The sequence below is a fragment of the Geodermatophilus sp. SYSU D00525 genome (assembly GCF_054050475.1).
This window is the reverse complement of sequence record NZ_JBJGZK010000004.1, coordinates 129,830-145,740: the sequence shown is the minus strand read 5'-3', so window position 1 is coordinate 145,740 and position 15,911 is coordinate 129,830. Positions and strand designations below refer to the sequence as shown.

General features: G+C 74.0%; 10 protein-coding genes. 5 read left to right on the top strand and 5 right to left on the bottom strand.

Annotation, left to right across the window (positions count from 1 at the left end):
- The first annotated feature begins 156 nt into the window (after positions 1 to 156).
- The 5 genes from ACI796_RS05585 (at position 157) to ACI796_RS05565 (ending at position 6,498) form a co-directional block, all read left to right on the top strand.
- Positions 157 to 1,347 carry an acetyl-CoA C-acetyltransferase gene (locus ACI796_RS05585; protein ID WP_456940249.1) on the top strand — a complete coding sequence of 397 codons (1,191 nt, stop codon included), beginning with the start codon at positions 157 to 159 and terminating at the stop codon, positions 1,345 to 1,347.
- A complete protein-coding gene (gene meaB / locus ACI796_RS05580; protein ID WP_456940248.1) occupies positions 1,344 to 2,363 on the top strand; it encodes a methylmalonyl Co-A mutase-associated GTPase MeaB in 1,020 nt (339 codons plus the stop codon). The genes ACI796_RS05585 and meaB overlap by 4 nt, the downstream gene beginning before the upstream one ends.
- 40 nt (positions 2,364 to 2,403) lie before the next feature.
- Positions 2,404 to 3,894 carry a phytoene desaturase family protein gene (locus ACI796_RS05575; RefSeq protein ID WP_456940247.1) on the top strand — a complete coding sequence of 497 codons (1,491 nt, stop codon included), beginning with the start codon at positions 2,404 to 2,406 and terminating at the stop codon, positions 3,892 to 3,894.
- 1,067 nt (positions 3,895 to 4,961) lie between these two features.
- Positions 4,962 to 5,495, top strand: coding sequence for a MarR family winged helix-turn-helix transcriptional regulator (locus tag ACI796_RS05570; RefSeq protein ID WP_456940246.1), 534 nt, complete (start codon positions 4,962 to 4,964; stop codon positions 5,493 to 5,495).
- 34 nt (positions 5,496 to 5,529) lie between these two features.
- Positions 5,530 to 6,498: a tetratricopeptide repeat protein gene (locus ACI796_RS05565; RefSeq protein ID WP_456940245.1), complete on the top strand. Its 969-nt coding sequence runs from the start codon at positions 5,530 to 5,532 to the stop codon at positions 6,496 to 6,498.
- A 78-nt stretch (positions 6,499 to 6,576) separates the two neighbouring features.
- On the opposite strand, the gene ACI796_RS05560 is transcribed toward ACI796_RS05565, so the two are convergent.
- The 5 genes from ACI796_RS05560 to treS all read right to left on the bottom strand — a co-directional run bounded on the left by ACI796_RS05560 (position 6,577) and on the right by treS (position 15,907).
- Positions 6,577 to 7,971 (bottom strand): neutral zinc metallopeptidase, encoded by a 1,395-nt coding sequence (locus ACI796_RS05560; RefSeq protein WP_456940244.1) that lies wholly within the window; start codon positions 7,969 to 7,971, stop codon positions 6,577 to 6,579.
- 91 nt (positions 7,972 to 8,062) lie between these two features.
- Positions 8,063 to 9,451, bottom strand: a complete 1,389-nt coding sequence (locus ACI796_RS05555; RefSeq protein ID WP_456940243.1) for a neutral zinc metallopeptidase — start codon at positions 9,449 to 9,451, stop codon at positions 8,063 to 8,065.
- Positions 9,452 to 9,652: 201 nt separating this feature from the next.
- Positions 9,653 to 12,604, bottom strand: a complete 2,952-nt coding sequence (glgB, locus tag ACI796_RS05550; RefSeq protein ID WP_456940242.1) for a 1,4-alpha-glucan branching protein GlgB — start codon at positions 12,602 to 12,604, stop codon at positions 9,653 to 9,655.
- Between the two features lie 67 nt (positions 12,605 to 12,671).
- The gene (locus tag ACI796_RS05545; RefSeq protein WP_456940241.1) at positions 12,672 to 14,060 is read right to left on the bottom strand and encodes a maltokinase N-terminal cap-like domain-containing protein; all 1,389 of its coding nucleotides are present in this window, start codon (positions 14,058 to 14,060) and stop codon (positions 12,672 to 12,674) included.
- A complete protein-coding gene (gene treS, locus ACI796_RS05540; RefSeq protein WP_456940240.1) occupies positions 14,057 to 15,907 on the bottom strand; it encodes a maltose alpha-D-glucosyltransferase in 1,851 nt (616 codons plus the stop codon). The genes ACI796_RS05545 and treS overlap by 4 nt, the downstream gene beginning before the upstream one ends.
- Between the last annotated feature and the right edge of the window lie 4 nt (positions 15,908 to 15,911).

Sequence of the window (15,911 nt, the reverse complement as noted above, 5' to 3'; positions counted from 1 at the left end):
CAGGCCCGTGTCGCACCCCGCCCGGCACCGGAGCGGGCCGTCGACCCCGGTTGGAGAACCGATCTATCCTGTCCGGCAGCCCGACCGCCGCGACCCGCCCGCCCGGCGCGGCCCGACCCGCGGTCGCCAGCGTCGGCGACCCGCACTGGAGGCAGCATGTCCCGCTCGGTCATCGTCAGCGGCGCCCGGACCCCGATGGGCCGGCTCCTCGGCTCCCTCAAGGACTTCTCCGCCGCCGACCTCGGCGGCATCGCCATCAAGGCCGCCCTCGAGCGCGCCGGCATCTCCGGCGACCAGGTCGACTACGTGATCATGGGTCAGGTCATCCAGGCCGGCGCCGGCCAGAACCCGGCCCGCCCGGCGGCGGTCGCGGGCGGCATCCCGATGTCGGTGCCGTCGTTCACCCTCAACAAGGTGTGCCTGTCGGGCATCGACGCGATCGCCCTGGCCGACCAGCTCATCCGCGCCGGCGAGTTCGACGTCGTCGTCGCCGGGGGCATGGAGTCGATGACCCAGGCGCCGCACCTGCTGCCCAGCTCGCGCACCGGCACCAAGTACGGCGACGCCACGCTGGTCGACGCCATGGCCCACGACGGTCTGTCCGACACCTTCGACCAGGTCGCCATGGGCGCGCTGACCGAGCAGGCCAACGCCCGCTACGACCTGACCCGCGAGGAGCAGGACGCCTTCGCCGCGGCCAGCCACCAGCGCGCGGCCGCCGCGGCCAAGAACGGCCTGTTCGACGACGAGGTCACGCCCGTGTCCATCCCGCAGCGCAAGGGCGACCCGATCGAGTTCCGCGACGACGAGGGCATCCGCGCCGACACCACGGTCGAGACCCTCGCCAAGCTCCGGCCGGCCTTCGCCAAGGACGGCACGATCACCGCCGGCACCGCCTCGCAGATCTCCGACGGTGCCTGCGCGGTCGTCGTCATGTCCGCCGAGAAGGCCGCCGAGCTGGGCCTGACCCCGATCGCCGAGATCGGCGCGCACGGCGTCGTCGCCGGTCCCGACGCCACGCTGCAGCAGCAGCCGTCGCGGGCGATCGCCCGGGCCTGCGAGCGCGAGGGCATCTCCCCGGCCGACCTCGACCTGGTCGAGATCAACGAGGCGTTCGCCGCGGTGGGCATCGTGTCCACCCGCGAGCTCGGCCTGGACCCGGAGAAGGTCAACGTGAACGGCGGCGCGATCGCGCTGGGCCACCCGATCGGCATGAGCGGCGCCCGGATCGTGCTGCACCTGGCCCTCGAGCTCGGCCGCCGCGGCGGCGGCGTGGGTGCCGCGGCCCTCTGCGGAGGCGGCGGCCAGGGTGACGCGCTGATCCTGCACGTGCCCGCGAAGGCGTGATCCCGGAGGGCATCGCCGTCCGGACCGCCGCCCCCGCCGCCCCCCGCGGGCGGCGGGGGCGGCGCGCCGTCGACGTCCCCGACCTGGTCGCCCGCGCCCGCGACGGCGAGGCCCGCGCGGTGGCGCGGCTGATCTCGCTGGTCGAGGACGCGAGCCCGGTGCTGGGCGAGGTCGCCGCCGCGCTGGCCCCGCACACCGGGCACGCGCAGGTCATCGGCCTGACCGGCGCCCCGGGGGTGGGCAAGTCCACGACGACGACGGCGCTGGTGCGCGCGCTGCGGGCGGCCGGCCGGCGGGTGGGCGTGCTCGCCGTCGACCCGTCGTCGCCGTTCTCCGGCGGGGCACTGCTCGGCGACCGGGTGCGGATGCAGGACCACGCCGGCGACCCCGGCGTCTACATCCGCTCGATGGCCTCGCGCGGGCACCTGGGCGGCCTGGCCTGGGCGACGCCGCAGGCGCTGCGGGTGCTCGACGCGGCCGGCTGCGACGTCGTGCTGGTCGAGACGGTCGGCGTCGGGCAGTCGGAGCTGGAGATCGCCTCGCTGGCCGACACCACGCTGGTGCTCGTGGCGCCGGGCATGGGCGACGGCATCCAGGCGGCCAAGGCGGGGATCCTCGAGGTGGCCGACGTCCTCGTCGTCAACAAGGCCGACCGCGACGGCGCCGACCGCACCGTCCGCGACCTGCGGTACGCGCAGTCGCTGGGCGGGCGGCACACCGGGCCCGGCGCCTGGAAGCCGCCGATCGTGCGGACCGTGGCCGCCCGCGGCGAGGGGGTCGACCGGCTCCTCGCCGAGGTCGAGGCGCACCGCCGCTGGCTCGACGACTCCGGGGAGGGCACCCGGCGCCGCGCCGAGCGGGCCGCCCGCGAGATCGAGGCGATCACGCTGGCCGGGCTGCGCGAGCGGATCGGCGAGGTGCGCGGGTCCGCGGCGCTGGCCGCGCTCGCCGACGAGGTGGTGGCGGGGGAGACCGACCCCTACCGCGCGGCCGACCGGCTCCTCGCGCAGCTCTGACCTGCCCCGGGCAGACTGGCCCGGTGAACGGACTGTGCCCATGAACGGCAGAGCGGACGCCGTCGTCGTGGGGGCCGGGCCGAACGGCCTGGCCGCCGCCCTCCGGCTGGCCGCCGCCGGCCTGCGCGTGCAGGTGGTCGAGGCGGCGGAGAAGCCCGGCGGCGGGATGCGCACCGAGGAGCTCATGCGGCCGGGGTACCGGCACGACGTCTGCTCGATCGTGCAGCCGATGGCCGCCGCGGCGCCGTTCTTCCGCGAGTTCGACCTGCCCAGCCGGGGCGTGCGGCTGGTGCAGCCGGAGGTCAACTTCGCGCACCCGCTCGACGGCGGGCGGGCCGCGGTCCAGTACCGCTCGCTGGAGGAGACCGCGGACGCGCTCGGGCCCGACGGGGCGGCCTACCGCCGGCTGTTCGAGCCGCTGGTGGCGCACGGGCAGGACGTCGTCGACTTCTTCCTGACCAGCCGGCTGCGACGGCTGCCGACCCGCAGCGTGCCGCAGATCGTGCACTTCGGGCTCAACGGGCTGCCCAACGTGAGCTGGCTGGCGCGCCGCTACTTCGACACCGAGGAGGCCCGCGCGCTGCTGGGCGGGGCCGCCGCGCACGGCATGCTCGACCTCAGCCAGCCGCTGACCTCCGCGCTCGGGATGCTGCTGACGATGCTCGGCCACCACGTCGGCTGGCCGCTGGTCGAGGGCGGGTCGCAGAACCTGGCCGACGCGATGGTCACCGCGCTGGAACAGCAGGGCGGTGAGGTGGTCACCGGGCACCTGGTGACCGACCTGCGGGAGTTCGACGGCGTCCCGGCGGTGCTGCTGGACACCTCGCCCGAGGCGTTCGTGGCGATGGCCGGCGACCGGGTGAACGAGGGCTACCGGCGGTGGGTGCGGCGGTACAAGCACGGCGCCGGGGTGTTCAAGATCGACTGGATCCTGTCCGAGCCGGTGCCGTGGACCCACCCCGACGTCCGGCGGGCCGGGACGCTGCACATCGCGGGGACGCTGGAGGAGACGATCGCCGGCGAGCGGGCCCCGAACCAGGGGAGGGCCGCCGAGCGCCCGTACGTGCTCGCCGTCCAGCCGACCGTGCCCGACCCGACCCGCGCGCCCGAGGGCGGGCACGTGTTCTGGGCCTACGTGCACGTGCCGCACGGCTCCGACGTCGACATGACCGCGGCCATCGAGGACCAGGTAGAGCGGTTCGCGCCGGGCTTCAAGGACACGATCGTCGACCGGGTCACCAAGAACGCCGTGCAGATGGAGGCGTGGAACCCGATGTACGTCGGCGGGGACATCTCCAACGGCCAGGCGACGCTGCGGCAGATGCTGTTCCGCCCGGTGCCGCGGTGGAACACGTACAAGACGCCGGTCGACGGCGTGTACCTCGCGTCCTCGGCCACCCCGCCCGGGCCCGCGGTGCACGGCGCCTGCGGGGACAACGCCGCGCAGGTGGCGCTGCGCGAGGTGTTCGGCGTCCGCGAGGTGCCCCGCCTGCGCCCGGCTGCAGCGACTTCAGCGCCGGGATCCGCCTGAGGGTCATCCGCCGTCGGCTGACGACCCTCAGGAGGTCCCGGTGAGGCGAGAAGCGGCTGCAGGCGGTCGAGCAGGGCCTCGGGTCGCTGCAGGTCCGCAGCGGTGACGAAGACGACGCGCCAGCCGGCCGCGGTGAGGCGGTTGAGTCGCTGCCGGTCGGCGCGGAACTGCGCGGGGGCGGCGTGCCAGACGCCGTCGTACTCGACCGCGATGCGCCGGTCGGGCCGGGCGAGGTCGACCCGGGCGACGAACCGCGAGCCGTCACGGACGACGTACTGGGCGACGGGCGGCGCCAGTCCCGAGCGGAGCAGGAGCAGCCGCAACCTGGTCTCCTGGGGTGACTCGGCCATCCCGTCGGCCAGCGCCAGGACGCGCCGGACGTGGCGGCAGTCCCGGCCGGTGAGGGTGCCCGCCGCCTCCCGCACCGACCCGAGGTCGACCAGACCACTGCTGAGGAACCGGTCGACGTCGACGACCGCGTCCTCGAGCGGGCGGGTGCGGGCCAGGTCCAGGGCCGTGCGCAGAGGCGTGGCGACCCGGGTGCCTCGCCGGGTCGTCGACTCGTCCGCGCGGAGGCTCCGCCGGGTGAGGACGACACCGGGCACCTCACCCGCGCGGACGGTGGGCACGACGGTGCAGGTGACGTCGTCGTCGGCGTCCGCCAGGGCCGCACCCCACAGGACCGCGGCACTGCGTCCGCTCACGACGGCGCCCGGGAGCAGCAGTCGGCTGACCGCCAGTGCACGGACGGCGTGGTCGACCTGCACGGTGGTACAGGCGTAGACGTCCGGGAACAGGCGACGCCAGGCCGAGGTCCTCAGCTGCGAGCGCGTGAGGAGCCCCGCCCGGACGACCGTGGAGCCGCGGAAGACCCGGTCCGCCAACTGAGGCGGACGGACCGGCGGTCGGGACACGGGCGGGCATGCTGCCGGAGCCGGCCGCCGTGGCGCTCGGGCTGTCCACAGCCGGCGCCGAGATGCGCTCCAGGGCGGTCATCCGGGGCTCGGTGCCGACCCTGAGCCGCATCTCACCGGGGTACGGACGCCGGGGCAGGTAGCGTCGGGCGCATGGTCCGGGCGCTGGGGCTGCCGTTCGACCCGATCGAGCGGGCGGGGGAGACCTGGGAGCACCGCTTCGGTCCCGCCGCGGCGATGCGCGCGGCGACGTCGGTGTTCCGGGTCCAGCAGATCCTGCTCGCCCGCTTCGATGAGGTGCTGCGCCCGCACGGGCTGACCTTCGCCCGCTACGAGGTCCTCGTGCTGCTCACCTTCAGCCGCACGGGGCAGCTGCCGCTCAAGGTGATCGGCAGCCGGCTGATGGTGCACCCGACCAGCGTCACCAACGCCATCGACCGGCTGGTCGCGGCCGGGTTCGTCGACCGCCGGCCCAACCCCGCCGACGGCCGCGGCGTCCTGGCCGGCATCACCGACCGCGGCCGCGAGGTCGTCGAGGTGGCCACCCGCCAGCTCATGGCCCTCGACTTCGGCCTCGGCGACCTGCCCGAGGCCGAGCAGGCGCAGCTGTTCGACCTGCTGCGACGGGTCCGCCTCGGCGCCGGCGACGTCGCGGACGTCGACCCGGCCCCGTCCGCCGAGGGCTGACACCACACCCGCCCGCCGGTGGGATCATGGGGGCATGCAGCCCACCCGTCCCGGACGTCCCGACCCGCGCGCGCAGGCCCAGCAGGCGCAGCTGGCCGCCTCCCTGGCCGGTGCGGTCGACCTCGCCGCCGTCAAGGCGCGCTCCGAGGCCGCCGCTCGGGCCCAGGCCGCCCCGCCGCCGAGCGCCGCCGCGCCGGCGGGTGCCCCCGGCTCGGCCGTCGTGGACGTCACCGAGGCCACCTTCCAGACCGAGGTCCTCGACCGCTCCTTCCAGGTGCCGGTCGTCCTCGACCTGTGGGCCGAGTGGTGCGGGCCGTGCAAGCAGCTGTCCCCGGTCCTCGAGCGGCTGGCCGCCGAGGGCGGCGGCTCGTGGGTGCTGGCGAAGGTCGACGTCGACGCCAACCCGGCGCTGGCCCAGGGCCTGCGGGTGCAGGGCATCCCGGCGGTCAAGGCCGTCTGGCAGGGGCAGCTGGTCGCCGAGTTCACCGGCGCCATCCCCGAGGAGCAGGCCCGCCAGTTCGTCACCGAGCTGGTGCGCGCCACCACCGGCGGCGCGGTGCCCGGCGCGGAGGGCGCCGAGGACGAGGGCCTCGACGACCCGCGCCTGGACGCCGCCGAGGCCGCCCTCGAGCGCGGGGACCTCGAGGCCGCCGAGGCCGCCTACCGGGCCATCGTCGACGCCGAGCCCGACCACCCGGTCGCCGGCCTCGCGCTGCGTCAGGTGCAGCTGTTCCGCCGCGCCGACGCCGCCGGCCCCGACGCGCTCGCCGCGGCCGACGCCGCCCCCGACGACGTCGCCGCCCAGACCCGGGCTGCCGACTTCCTGCTCGGCACCGGTGACGTCGAGGGCGCCTTCACCCGGCTGGTCGACGTCGTCCGCCGCACCGCCGGCGATGACCGCGACGCGGCGCGGAAGCACCTGGTCGAGCTGTTCGACGTCGTGGGCGCCGAGGACCCGCGGGTGATCGCCGCCCGCCGCCAGCTGATGGCCGCGCTCTACTGAGGTCGTCTTCCTCTCAGGAGGCCCCGTCCGGAGGCTCGCCGCGAGCTCGCGAGCGGTGAGGGGGACGGGGTCCTTCGTCTAGGCCCCGACGTCGCAGGCGGCGGCGCCCTGCAGGAACCCGGCGCGGAACACGTCGACGAGCTGGAAGCCGGTCAGCTCGACGTCGGCCAGCACGTCGGGGTCGTTGCCGTACTCGAGCAGGAACTGCACGCTCTCGTCGATGTCGCCCGGTGAGATCCGCACCGACTCGAGCTGGTTGTTGTAGACCTGCGCGGAGTACCAGCCGGTCAGGCACACCGCCGACTGCAGGGCCGCGGTGTCCTCGGTGGACAGGTCCAGCTGGTCGCGCGCCGCCAGGGCATAGGGGATGGCCACCCCGGTGACGACGGCGAAGTCGCCGAGCTCGTAGACCTGCTGGGCGAAGTCCCCGTCGTAGGCGACCAGCCCGGAGCTGCCGCCGTCGGGGCAGTAGACGAGCGCGACGTCCTCCGGGGCGCAGTCCGGCGGGCTCGAGGTGGTCTCCAGCTGCGGCTCGCTGAAGTCGGCGTCCAGCACCTCGGTGAACGCGCGGCCCCAGAACTCCGGCAGGGACTGCTCGATGATCCGCAAGGTGGTCGCGAAGTCCTCGTTGCCGCCGGAGGCGAAGTCCTCGTCGGAGGTGAACTCGCCCTGGGTGAAGACGCGGTCGGGGCCGTAGTTGTCCCGGCACGCCTCGGCGCCGTCGTCGAACCCCTCCTGGAACGCGGACACCCGGTCGAAGTAGGAGCCGTGCGCCTGTTGTGCACCCGTCCCCCTGCCCACCGGGTCGCGCAGCAGGAAGTAGCCGCGCAGCAGCTGGTCGAGGTCGTCGGTGTCCACGGAGGAGTACTCGGCGTTGCCGTCGGCCACCCACGCGGTCCACGCGCCCGCGAGGCAGTCGGCCTGGGTCTCGATGGCGATGGACAGCTGCTGCGGATCCCCGACCCGGGCCTGGACGGCGTGACCGAACTCGTGCGCCATGACCAGCTGCGGCAGCACCTCGCCGTACTGCGCGGCCAGCTCGCCGAGGAAGGCGCGGTCGTAGCTGATCGAGTCGGAGTTGGGGACGCCCGGCGCGGCGCAGTAGAAGGCGTTGTTCTCCAGGTTCCGCGGGTCCTCGCCGCAGCCGATGCCCTGGGGGTAGGCGGCCGGGTCGACGTCGTCCGGGTCGACGCTGAAGTAGCCGCCGGCCAGCGGCACGAACTGCTCCCCGAAGACGGCCGGGAAGGTGTCCGACCAGAACGTCTGCAGGTCGGCCAGGGCGTTGCGGGCGAGGGTGTCGATCGGCCCGTCGGTGGCGCCGACGACGCGCAGGGTGTCGTCGCCGACCGACTGCGACGGCTGGCCCTGCGAGCGGGCCTGCCCGATGACGACGTACGAGCACCCCGACGTCAGGAGGACGCCGAGCGCCACGACGACGGCGAGTGCGCCCCGGGAGCGCGTGCGGAGGTCCATCGGGGGAGCCTCTACCCGCCGTCGGCCTGCGTGAACGCGGACGGCGCCCGCCCCCCGGGGGGAGGCGGGCGCCGTCACGGGTGGTGCGTCGTCAGAGACCGATCTCGCAGCCGGCGCCGCCGTTGAGGAAGCCGTCGCGGAAGGCGTCGACCATCTCGAAGCCGGACAGGTCGGTGTTCGGGAAGACGCTCTCCTGCTGGCCGTAGGTGAGCAGGAAGATCGCCGCCTCGTCGACGTCGCCGGGGGACAGGGCGCCGACGTCCTGGAAGTCGCCGGTCCAGAACCGCCCGGCGTACCAGCCGGTCAGGCAGACCGCCGAGCTGACGGCGGTGGCGTCGTCGATGGACAGGCCGAGCTCGGCGCGCGCGGCCTGGGCGTAGGCGAGGGAGACGGCGGTGGCGACCGCGAAGTCGCCGATGCCCTCGTACGCCGGGCCGAGCAGGTCGGTCTCGTCGACGTACACGGTGCCGTCGGCCTCGCAGAACCCGAGGTCGCGGTCCTCGGCGCCCATGTCGCCGCAGTCGGGCGCGGTGCCGTCGAAGACCTGGACGGTCGGCGCGGTGAAGTCCTCGCCGAGGCCGGGGAAGACCTGGTCGTAGAACAGCGGCAGCGTCTGCTCGGTCAGCCCGGAGATGTCCTCGTACGGGGCGTTGCCCTCGTTGTCGAGGTCGTCCTGGGTGGTGAACTCCGTGGCGACGAACAGCCGCTGCTCGGTGAAGTCGTCGCGGCAGGTGCCCACGCCGCCGTCGTAGCCGGCGTAGAAGCCCGACAGCCGGTCGAAGCCCGAGCCGTGCGCCCGGTCGTCGTCGGGGGAGGACCCGACCGGGTCGCGCAGGCCGATGAACCCGAGCACGACCTGGTCGAGCTCGGAGACGCGCAGCGCGATGTGCTCGGCGTTGCCGTCGATCACCCACCGGGTGAAGGCACCGGCCAGGCAGTCGGCCTGCGTCTCGACGACGATCGTCGAGTCGGCGAAGCCGAACCGGCCCTGCATGGCGTGGCCGATCTCGTGCGCCATGACGGCGGGGCCGAGGTAGGGCCCGAACTCGGCGCTGAGCTGGTCGAGCAGCGCGCGGTCGTAGGCGACGACGTCGCAGTTGGGATCGTAGTGGGCGTTGTTCGCCACGCCGTCGGGGTCCTCGGGCGCCCGTTCGCAGCCGATGCCGGTGCTCGGGTAGGCGGACTCGTCGATGTCCGTCGAGTCGACGGAGAAGTAGCCGCCGGTGATCGGCTGGTACTCCTCGCCGAAGAACTCGGGGTAGGCCTCGCTCCAGAAGGTGTCGAGGTCGGCCAGGGCGTTGCGCGCCAGCCGGTCGGCCTCGGTGTCCGCGGACCCGGTGATGGGGAACTCGCCGTCGGACACGTCGACCGGGACGCTCGCGCCGCGGGAGGCGGCGCCGACGACGGTGCTCGAGCAACCGGTGAGCAGCACGCTGCCCGCCGCTGCCGCGACGATCGCGCGGCGCAGACCATGCCTCATGGAGCTGGGGTTCCTTCTCTGCCGGGGTGCGGGCGCCCGAGGGAGCCGGGGCCGGCCCGCGCCACCGGGGCGCGGAGCCGGGCCATGATGCACGGGCGGGCAGCGGCTGGGAACGGGTCCGCGCGCGACGACGGCCGGGCCGCTCCACCGTGGGAGCGACCCGGCCGTCGCAGGTCAGGGCCGGGGGATCAGCCCTCGGGATCAGCCCTCGTGGAGCAGCCAGAGGGTGCCCAGCGGCGGGGCGGAGACGGTGGCCGAGAACGGCTGGCCGTGCCAGGGCTCCTCGACCGCGTCGACCCCGCCGTAGTTGCCGACCCCGGAGCCGCCGTAGCCCTCGGCGTCGGTGTTGAGCACCTCGCGCCAGCGGCCGCCGCGCGGCAGGCCGATCCGGTAACCGTGGTGCGGGGTGCCGGAGAAGTTGCAGACGACGGCGAGCACCTGGCCCGGCGTCTGCCCGCCGCCCTCGACGACGGCGGCCTCGGTGCCGCTCTCGGCGGCCTCGGTCGGCGTCGGGACGTCGGCGACCTTCGGCCGGCCGTAGCGCAGGAAGGTGATGACGTTGCCCGACGCGTCGTTGGCGTCGATCCACTGGAACCCGGCCGGGTCGACGTCGAGCGACCACAGCGCCTCGGTCTCCCGGTACCGGGCGTTGAGGTCGGTGACCAGCTGCAGGACGCCGCGGTGCGCGGGGTCGTCGAGGTGCCACCAGTCCAGCGAGCGGCTCTCGGCCCATTCGCCGTCCTGGGCGAACTCCGAGCCCATGAACAGCAGCTGCTTGCCGGGGTGGGCCCACATGTAGGCGAGGTAGCCGCGCACGCCGGCCAGCTGCTGCCACCGGTCGCCCGGCATCTTCCGCAGCAGCGAACCCTTGCCGTAGACGACCTCGTCGTGGCTGATCGGCAGCACGTAGTTCTCGGAGTAGGCGTACATCATCGAGAACGTCAGCTGGTTGTGGTGGTAGCTGCGGTGCACCGGCTGGCGCTGGACGTAGGCCAGCGAGTCGTGCATCCAGCCCATGTTCCACTTGAAGCCGAAGCCCAGGCCGCCGAGGTAGGTGGGCCGGGTGACGCCGGGCCAGGCGGTCGACTCCTCGGCGATGGTCACCACGCCCGGCACCTCGCGGTAGACGGTGGCGTTGACCTCCTGGAGGAACGACACCGCCTCGAGGTTCTCCCGCCCGCCGTGGACGTTGGGGATCCACTCGCCGTCCTCGCGCGAGTAGTCGAGGTAGAGCATCGAGGCGACGGCGTCGACCCGCAGCCCGTCGACGTGGAACTCCCGGGCCCAGAACAGCGCGTTGGCGACCAGGAAGTTGCGCACCTCGGTGCGGCCGAAGTTGAACACGAACGTGCCCCAGTCCGGCTGCTCGCCGCGGCGCGGGTCGTCGTGCTCGTACAGCGCGGTGCCGTCGAACCGGCCCAGCGCCCAGGCGTCCTTGGGGAAGTGCGCCGGCACCCAGTCGACGATGACGCCCAGGCCGGCCTGGTGCGCCCGGTCGACGAGGTACCGGAAGTCGTCGGGGCTGCCGAACCGCGACGTCGGGGCGTAGTAACTGGTGACCTGGTAGCCCCACGAGCCGCCGAAGGGGTGCTCGGCGACCGGCAGGAACTCCAGGTGGGTGAACCCGGCGGCGACGGCGTAGTCGACGAGCTCCTCGGCCAGCTGGCGGTAGGACAGGCCCTGCCGCCACGAGCCCAGGTGCACCTCGTAGACGCTCATCGGCCGCTCGTGCCAGTTGCCGCGCTCGCGCTCGGCCAGCCAGGCGTCGTCGTTCCACTCGTGGGTGGACTCGACGACGACGGAGGCGTTGGCCGGCGGCACCTCGGTGGCGAAGGCCATCGGGTCGGACTTCTCCCGCCAGACGCCGTCGGCGCCCAGGACGTGGAAGCGGTACCGGGTGCCGGCCTGCACGCCCGGGATGTAGATCTCCCAGACGCCGATCGAGCCGAGCTGGCGCATCGGGTAGGCGCGGGCCTCCCAGTAGTCGAAGTCGCCGGTGACCTTCACGCCCTGCGCGTTGGGCGCCCAGACGGCGAAGGAGACGCCCTCGACGGTGCCGCGCGGGGTCTCGTAGCGCCGCACGTGCGCGCCGAGCGCCTCCCACAGCCGCTCGTGCCGGCCCTCGCCGATCAGGTACATGTCCAGGTCGCCGAGCGTGGGCATCCAGCGGTAGGGGTCGTCGACGGTGAAGGTGTCCCCGCCGTAGGTCACCTCGACCCGGTAGTCGCCGGGCTGCTGCGGCAGCGTGGCCTCGTAGATGCCGCCGCCGTGGATCCGCCGGGCCTCGTAGCGGGAGTCGTCCTGGTCGACGACGACCACCGCGGACGCGTCGGGCCGCAGCGTGCGCACCACCCAGCCCGTGGCGGTGGCGTGCGCGCCGAGCACCCGGTGCGGGTCGCGGGACCAGCCGTCGACGATCGCCCGCAGGTCCTCCTCGGTGACCTCCTCGGGGGCGTCGTGCTCGCCCCCGCCGCCGGCGCCGCTGGTCAGACCGCCCTCCTCGGCGCCCGGCGGCGTCGGCTCGGGGGCCTGCGCGACGGCGGTCCCGGCGACGTCGGTCGACGGTTCAGCGGCCGGCTCCTGCTCGGGCGCCTGCGGCGTCGAGGGCTCGGCCGGGTCCGGCGAGGGCGGCTCCGGCTGCCCGGCGGGCGCCCCCGAGGGAGAGCCGGGCTCGGCGATCGGCGCGGGCGCGACCACCGGCGTCGCGGTGCCGCCCTGCTCGGCGACCACCTCGGCGGCGGGCTGGGCGGCGCTCTCCGCGGCCGTCTTGCGCGGTGCGCGCTTGCGGGTGGCCTTGACCGGCGCCTCGCCGTCGGCGGTGGCCGGTGCGGCCTTCCTGGCGGCCCGCTTCGTGGTCTTCTTCGCCGCCGCGGGCTCCGCGGCGCCGTCGCCGCCGGCCGCCGCGGCGGTGGTCGCGTCCGCGGCGGGGGCCTTCTCCGCCGCGGCCTTCTTGGCCGGGGCCTTCTTCGCGGCGGCCTTCTTGGCCGGGGCCCGCTTGCGCGCCGGGGTGGGGTTCACGACCGGCTCGCTCTCGGCGGCCTCGGCCTGCGCGGTCATCGCCTCGACCGCCTGCTGCAGCTGCTCCTTGGTGGCCGGCGAGTCAGCGGTCTCGGCGGCCGCCCCGCTCGCGGGTGTCGGGTCGCTCGTCGTCATCGTCGCGTTGCCGTCCTCTTCGTCGTCTGCTGCGTCGTCTGCTGCGTCGTCGTCGTCTGGTGGGGGGTCAGGTGTTCGCGGCGGTGAGCCGGGACAGCGAGTGCAGCGGGATCATCAGCCAGTTCGGCCGGTTGCGCGCCTCGTAGACGCACTCGTAGACCGCCTTGTCCGCCTCGAAGGCCCGCAGGAGGGGGGAGTCCCCGCACGGGTCGATCCCGCTCGCCGCCGAGTAGCCCGCACAGAAGGCACCGCGGTTGCGCTCGGCCCACTCCTGCGCCCGGTACGCGCGCTGGGGGTCGTCGGGCTGCTCCACGAGCATGTGCCGGGCGGCGTAGTCGAAGCTGCGCAGCATCCCCGCGACGTCGCGCAGCGGGCTGTCGAGCTGCCGCCGCTCGGCCAGCGGCCGGGCCGGCTCGCCCTCGAAGTCGAGCACCACCCAGCCGGTCGCCGTCCGCAGCACCTGGCCGAGGTGGAAGTCGCCGTGCACCCGCTGGCGCACCACCTCCTCCGGGCTGTCGGCCACCGCGGCGTACACCGCGCGCAGGCTCTCGAGGTGCTCCTCCAGCTGCGGGACGACGGCCAGCGCCGCCTCCAGCCGGTCGGTCATCGCCCGCGCGGTCGCGGCGAACCACTCGCGGTCGGCCGGCTCGGTGGCCAGGACCCGGGCGAGGTCGGCGTGCACCGAGGCGGTCGCCGCGCCCAGCCGCTCGCTGTCGGCGGCGAAGTCGCCGCCCACCTCGTCGGCGTGCAGGTCGCCCTCGGCGTAGAGGTCGCGGACGCTGGCGGTGGCCAGCCGCCACCCGTCGCTGGCGCCGCGGACGAACGTCTGCAGCATCGCCGCCGTGGCCGGCTCGCCGCCGTCGGGGTCGTCGATCTCGATGTAGCCGAGCAGCGGTGCGATGTGCGGGTTCTCCGTCCTGCGCAGCGCCTGGCCGATCTCGACGTCGGGGTTGAGCCCGGGCTCGAGCCGGCGGAACAGCTTGAAGATGGCGTCCTGGCCGTAGACCAGCGAGGTGTTGCTCTGCTCGGTCGAGACGACGTCGCCGGGCACGCCCTCGGGGATCGGCGCGAGGCCGGCGGGGTGGAAGTGCATCGGCCCCACCGTCGAGGCGGCCACCAGGTGCGTGAGCCACGGTGGGGTGGCGTCGCGGTCGCGCAGCGCGTCGTAGGCGTAGTTCTCGCGGTCGGTCCCGTCCGCGCCCTTGGCCGGGACGGCGCCCACGAGCGCCGCGGACAGGTCCTCCTCCGGGTGCGCCCGCCACGACAGCGGCACCAGGTAGGTCTCGACGGCGCCGTCGGCGTAGGTCACCCGCACGCGGTGCACCGACAGGACCGGCTCGGACCGCGAGAGGAAGAAGCCCTCCTCGGCGACGTCGGCCCACTCCCGGCCCTTGCCGCCGAACCAGCGCTGGTGCGGCATCCACTCGCGCAGGACGTCGGCCAGGGCCTTGCTCATCGGGGTCCTCCGGTGCTGGGCGGGACGTCGTCGCCGGTCCTCGTGTCGCTGTCGCCGGGGATCTCCTCGGCCTCGCTGACCAGGCCGGCGGCCAGCAGCGAGTCGGCGACCGGACTGGTGGCGGTCTCCGGCTCCGCGGCCGGCTCCTCGACCGGCTCCACCGGCTTGGCCAGCTCGAACCAGTAGAAGCCGTGCCCGGCCAGGGTGAGCATGTAGGGCAGCACGCCGATCTGCGGGAACTCGACCCGGCCGGTGAGCTCGATGGGGGTGTACCCCTCGAACCGGCGCAGGTCCAGCTCCACCGGCTGCGGGAAGCGGGACAGGTTGTTGACGCACAGCACCACGTCGTCGCCGAACTCGCGGACGAACGACAGCACCGTGGGGTTGCGCGACCCGACCTCCTCGTAGCTGCCCAGGCCGAAGGTGGGGTGCTCCTTGCGGACGGCGATCATCCGGCGGATCCACTGCAGCATCGAGTTGGTGTTGCGCAGCTGCGCCTCGACGTTGGTGGTCTGGTAGCCGTAGACCGGGTCCTGGTTCAGCGGCAGGTACATCCGCTGCGGGTCGGCGGTGGAGAAGCCGCCGTTGCGGTCGGGCGTCCACTGCATCGGCGTGCGGACGCCGTCGCGGTCACCGAGCCAGATGTTGTCGCCCATGCCGATCTCGTCGCCGTAGTAGAGGACCGGCGAGCCGGGCAGCGAGAGCAGCAGCGCGTTGAACAGCTCGAGGGTGTTGGTGTCGTTCTCCAGCAGCGGCGCCAGCCGGCGGCGGATGCCGATGTTGGCCTTCATGCGGGGGTCCTTGGCGTACTCCGCCCACATGTAGTCGCGCTCCTCGTCGGTGACCATCTCGAGGGTCAGCTCGTCGTGGTTGCGCAGGAAGATGCCCCACTGGCAGTTGTCGGGGATCGGCGGCGTCTGGGCCATGATCTCCGAGATCGGGAACCGCTGCTCCCGGCGGGCGGCCATGAACAGGCGCGGCATCACCGGGAAGTGGAAGGCCATCTGGCACTCGTCGCCGTCCTCGCCGAAGTACTCGACGACGTCGGCCGGCCACTGGTTGGCCTCGCACAGCAGTACGCGGTCGGGGTAGTCGGCGTCGACGACCTTGCGGACGTGCTTGAGGAACTCGTGGGTGCGGGGGAGGTTCTCGCCGTTGGTCCCCTCTTCCTCGAACAGGTAGGGGACCGCGTCCAGCCGGAAGCCGTCGATGCCCAGGTCCAGCCAGAAGCGCAGGGCGTCGATGATCGCCTCCTGCACCTTCGGGTTCTCGAAGTTGAGGTCCGGCTGGTGCGAGAAGAAGCGGTGCCAGAAGTACTGCTTGCGCACCGGGTCGAACGTCCAGTTGGACGACTCGGTGTCGACGAAGATGATCCGCGCGTCCGCGTAGCCGGTGTCGTCGTCGGCCCACACGTAGAAGTCGCCGTAGGGGCCCTCGGGGTCGCTGCGGCTGGCCTGGAACCAGGGGTGCTGGTCCGAGGTGTGGTTCATGACGAAGTCGATGATCACGCGGATGCCGCGGGCGTGGGCGGCGTGCAGCAGGGCGCGGAAGTCCTCGATGTCGCCGAACTCCGGCAGCACCGCGGTGTAGTCGCTGACGTCGTACCCGCCGTCGCGCAGCGGCGAGGCGAAGAACGGCGGCAGCCAGAGGCAGTCGACGCCGAGCCACTGCAGGTAGTCGAGCTTGTCGAGCATGCCGCGGAGGTCGCCCACGCCGTCGGCGTTGCTGTCGGCGAAGCCGCGGACGAGCACCTCGTAGAAGACGGCGCGCTTGTACCAGAGCGGGTCGGAGCCCCGCGGTGGCAGCGCGGAGCCCGCGTCGGGGGAGTCGGGCACGGGGAGCGTCATCGGT

What these genes read in the sequence shown, in the direction of transcription:
- ACI796_RS05585 (WP_456940249.1), top strand. Translation starts at nt 157, where the DNA reads ATGTCCCGCTCGGTCATCGTCAGCGGCGCCCGGACCCCGATGGGCCGG.
- ACI796_RS05575 (WP_456940247.1), top strand. Translation starts at nt 2,404, where the DNA reads ATGAACGGCAGAGCGGACGCCGTCGTCGTGGGGGCCGGGCCGAACGGC.
- ACI796_RS05570 (WP_456940246.1), top strand. Translation starts at nt 4,962, where the DNA reads ATGGTCCGGGCGCTGGGGCTGCCGTTCGACCCGATCGAGCGGGCGGGG.
- ACI796_RS05565 (WP_456940245.1), top strand. Translation starts at nt 5,530, where the DNA reads ATGCAGCCCACCCGTCCCGGACGTCCCGACCCGCGCGCGCAGGCCCAG.
- ACI796_RS05560 (WP_456940244.1), bottom strand. Translation starts at nt 7,971, where the DNA reads ATGGACCTCCGCACGCGCTCCCGGGGCGCACTCGCCGTCGTCGTGGCG.
- ACI796_RS05555 (WP_456940243.1), bottom strand. Translation starts at nt 9,451, where the DNA reads ATGAGGCATGGTCTGCGCCGCGCGATCGTCGCGGCAGCGGCGGGCAGC.
- glgB (WP_456940242.1), bottom strand. Translation starts at nt 12,604, where the DNA reads ATGACGACGAGCGACCCGACACCCGCGAGCGGGGCGGCCGCCGAGACC.
- ACI796_RS05545 (WP_456940241.1), bottom strand. Translation starts at nt 14,060, where the DNA reads ATGAGCAAGGCCCTGGCCGACGTCCTGCGCGAGTGGATGCCGCACCAG.
- treS (WP_456940240.1), bottom strand. Translation starts at nt 15,907, where the DNA reads ATGACGCTCCCCGTGCCCGACTCCCCCGACGCGGGCTCCGCGCTGCCA.